Source organism: Dyella sp. (assembly GCF_036568765.1).
In the GTDB taxonomy this organism is placed as follows: Bacteria; Pseudomonadota; Gammaproteobacteria; order Xanthomonadales; family Rhodanobacteraceae; genus GSA-30.
This window is the reverse complement of the sequence record NZ_DATCRY010000265.1, coordinates 1-3,453: the sequence shown is the minus strand read 5'-3', so window position 1 is coordinate 3,453 and position 3,453 is coordinate 1. Positions and strand designations below refer to the sequence as shown.

At 63.4% G+C, this 3,453-nt stretch carries 3 protein-coding genes and 1 pseudogene; all 4 read right to left on the bottom strand.

Annotated elements, in window-relative coordinates:
• A pseudogene (locus tag VIM98_RS17250) lies at positions 1-1,014 on the bottom strand (histidine kinase); the annotation flags it as partial.
• A gap of 28 nt (positions 1,015-1,042) precedes the next feature.
• Positions 1,043-1,657 carry a hypothetical protein gene (locus tag VIM98_RS17245; protein ID WP_331994348.1) on the bottom strand — a complete coding sequence of 205 codons (615 nt, stop codon included), beginning with the start codon at positions 1,655-1,657 and terminating at the stop codon, positions 1,043-1,045.
• Positions 1,654-2,343 (bottom strand): proteobacterial dedicated sortase system response regulator, encoded by a 690-nt coding sequence (gene pdsR, locus VIM98_RS17240; RefSeq protein WP_331994347.1) that lies wholly within the window; start codon positions 2,341-2,343, stop codon positions 1,654-1,656. The genes VIM98_RS17245 and pdsR overlap by 4 nt, the downstream gene beginning before the upstream one ends.
• Before the next feature lie 865 nt (positions 2,344-3,208).
• Positions 3,209-3,453 (bottom strand): hypothetical protein (locus VIM98_RS17235; protein ID WP_331994346.1); only part of this gene is annotated, 245 nt, incomplete at its 5' end.

The following is a 3,453-nucleotide window of genomic DNA, read 5'->3' as shown; positions in this document are numbered from 1 at the left end:
CACACCGTCGACATGCCCATTGCGCAGCACCGGCACGGCTGCGGCCAACACTACGCTGCCGCGCGCCTCACCCTGGCGCCATACGCTGGCCGGCTCGCCCTTGGCCGCTGATTGCACTTCGTGCAAATCCAGACGCGGTGCGTCTTCGGCCCATAGGGTCGCATCGTCGAGACGATTGGCCAGCAGCAAGCGGTAAATAAGCGACGCGAACCAGCCGGGCTGTTCGCCCACGCTGGCCGCGCTGCCCAAGTGGCCGCTCTGCGCAAGCAGCCAGCCCTGCGGGGCCAGTACGCGGGCACGCACGCCACGCGGCAGCAGCTGCGACAACTCGCCGGACAGCTGGCTGGAATAGTTCAACAGCGGCCGGATGTCGGCGGCATTGGCATCGGAGCCGCCACCGGCGGCATCGAAGATACCTACACCCAGACGGTCCACTCGCGGCAAACGCAGCTCGATGCGATAACCGCTGCCGTCTTCCTGCCATTGTGCGGAGAGCTGATCGGGCAAGCCTCCGGCTGCCGGGTCGAGCGAGGTCGCCGTTACCGGGCCGGGAGCGGAGCTGGCGATCGCATAACGACGCTGCCCACCATCGCGGCCCAGCACCAGGGTCACATGATCGGCGGCCAGCACATTGCGATCGCCGCTATCGCCACGCGTGCGGCGCGCGCTGCGCACATCCAGATACAGATATACACCGGTGTCGTCGGTCGCCAACAACAACTTGCCGCGGGTTCCGACCGGCTGACTCCACGGTGTCATCGGCGCCCAGTCGTCACCGTAGCCATCCACCGTGATCGGTGTTTGCGCACGTTGCACGTACCAAGGCATATCGGTGCCGGCCGGGAGACCGCCGCCTACCACCAGGCTACGCGCGACCGCGCCGCCGGAGGCGATCAACGCCTGGGCCTGGCCATCGCGCAGCAGTTCTTCCATCTGGCGCACATATAGCCACCCGGCCACCGGCAAGGCCAGCGTACACAGAGCGACCAGGAGCAGTTTCTGACGTAAGGTCATGCGTAGACGTGACAGGCAGGTGAAGTGCTCAACGCTTCGCCTTGCCCGTTTGCTCAGGACCGCCGACGTACTTCATATAGAAAGACTGCTCGACCACCTGCCGGAATTGATCGAGCACCTGCGCACGGTCCGCACCGGTAGATGCCAGGGTCATCGACCAGCTCAGATGGATACCCGTCGCTTTCCCGGGATCGCAAAAGACCACAACGTCGTCCACACGATCGGTGCCGTGATAGATGCCACCGCTGCATGTCATGCCCTTTTTGGGGTCGGGCATGACGCTAAACGCTTCGAACTTACCCGCCGGATCGACCTGCAAGTAGTGCTTGCGATCGTCCTGCCACTCCGCCTCCAGCGTGGGCAGCTTGCGCGGCCACACGTTAAGCACGATGACCCGATCCGGTTCGCCAGTCCAATCGCCACGGTACATCACCAGATTGACGCCGATGGCGCGCGCATACTGGCAGCAATCGGATGTCCAGCCGGCCGGGCGAATCGTGTTGATCGCCCAGCCCGACGCGGCTCCGTCGGCTTTGCCGTACACAATGACCATCCGCTCGTCCGGCGTCGGGCGATCCGTGCCATGCGCCGCCATGCCCGCGGTCGTCAGGATCAGCGCCCATGCGCCAAGCCACACTCTCACGGACGCCACCGATAACCCACGCCGTGCACGGTCTCGATCGCATCGAACTCCGGCGCCACCGCATTGAATTTCTTGCGGATGCGCTTGATGTGAGAGGTGATAGTGGCATCGTCCACGACCAGCTCGGCTTCGCGCATTAACTGGTCGCGATTCTTCACGTGGCCGGGGAAACGCACCAGGGTGTGCACCATCCAGAACTCGGTGACGGTCAGCGGAATTTCGGCATCGTCCCAGGTAACGCGCATGCGCTCCGATTCCAGCTTGAGAGGACCGTGCTCGATCACCGTCTCGCTGGATGCCGGCGCCTTGAGCGATTCGATCCGGCGAAACAGCGCCGCGATGCGCGCAGCCAGCTGATGCAGGCTGGTGTCCTTGCTCAGGTAATCGTCGGCCCCCAGGCGCAGACCGGAGATCACATCGAAATCCGAATCGCGCGCGGTAAGAAAGATGATCGGCAAGGTGGCCGACTTGGCGCGCAGCTCGCGGCACAGGTCGAAGCCGCCTTCGGGCTCGTCGCCCAGGCCGATATCGATGATCACCAGCTCAGGCAGGCGCATCGCGAACGCCGTCGAAGCCTCCTGGCGCGAGCCGTAGCCGCGCGTGTCGTAGCCGAAGCGATGCAAGGCCTCGACGTAGTTGGCGCGAATCAAGGGTTCGTCTTCGACAATAGCAATACTGCGGCCCATGGAGTGGCAATTCCTCACGGTTTGACGGCGGCCAGGGTGCTATGAGCCGCCCCCAAGCGCAAGCTACGAATGAGCTCTGTCAGCGTTTTGCCAGAACCTGCCGTCCGATCGCCCCGGTTGCGGCCCGGCGCAGGCCTCGCCGGACGCTTTCATAGACCCCAAGACAGCCATCGCCGAAAGCCCGTCATGGACAAGCGCCCTACCGACATCGATCCCAATGCCGAACTGCATGCGTTCGAGCCGCTACGCACCCTGCTTGCCATGGGTGCCCTGGTGTTCGGCCTGGTGATCCTGGCCCTGCACTGACCTTATGGGAGGCATGCGATGTACCTGAGATTTTTATTTTCGCCAGGGACGGCCGCATGGACGACCGTGAATGCCAAGGCGGCCGGTGCGCAAGGAGGCGTGCCGGCCGGCAACGAGGAACCCGATCCGGATTGGCAGCCTTTGATCTTCCCCGCATCGTTTTTGAGTTAGATCGCCGTTAATTCTGTCCCCCAAGCCCCCGCTTGAGTTCCTGCCCCGCCTCGCGGGGCTTTTTTTGCATTTTTGGGGAACCTTGCCGGAAGGCCCCGTGTCCAAGCTTTCGGAATGACACCGCTCGTGGTGCCGTGGAAAGCCGCACCCCTGGCTTGAAACCCCTCATCCCGGCGGTGTGAGAGCTGTGTCATGCCAAACCATCTTCATGGTCTCCTCGAGCGTCCTCAATGACGACGCCTTGCCCGACGCCCACCCCGGCGTCGGGATTTTTATTTGTAGTCAAGCACACCCGACTCCGTCGGAACGGCTTCAGCCGCGATCGGCCGGAATGTAACCAGCCGTCGCGGCTGAAATCGCTTCCACAAGCTATCCGGTTTTCCGCAGATCAGTTCAGCGCAGCCTTGCCCATGGCCACTTGCACGGCGACCGCGCCGGAGAGCGCATCGCCCGCCTGGGCGTTTTTCAGCAAGGCGCCGTAGACGGCGTCGAGTTCGCCCTGCAACTGCTTCTTCGCCGCCGCGCTCAATTCCGGGACGAAACGAATACCGCCGCCAACGACTTCCCATGCTTGCGCATTGCGCGAAGCAATCAATCCAAGGATCCCGTATTTCTCGATGAGACCTTCCAGCG

What these genes read in the sequence shown, in the direction of transcription:
- pdsR (WP_331994347.1), bottom strand. Translation starts at nt 2,343, where the DNA reads ATGGGCCGCAGTATTGCTATTGTCGAAGACGAACCCTTGATTCGCGCC.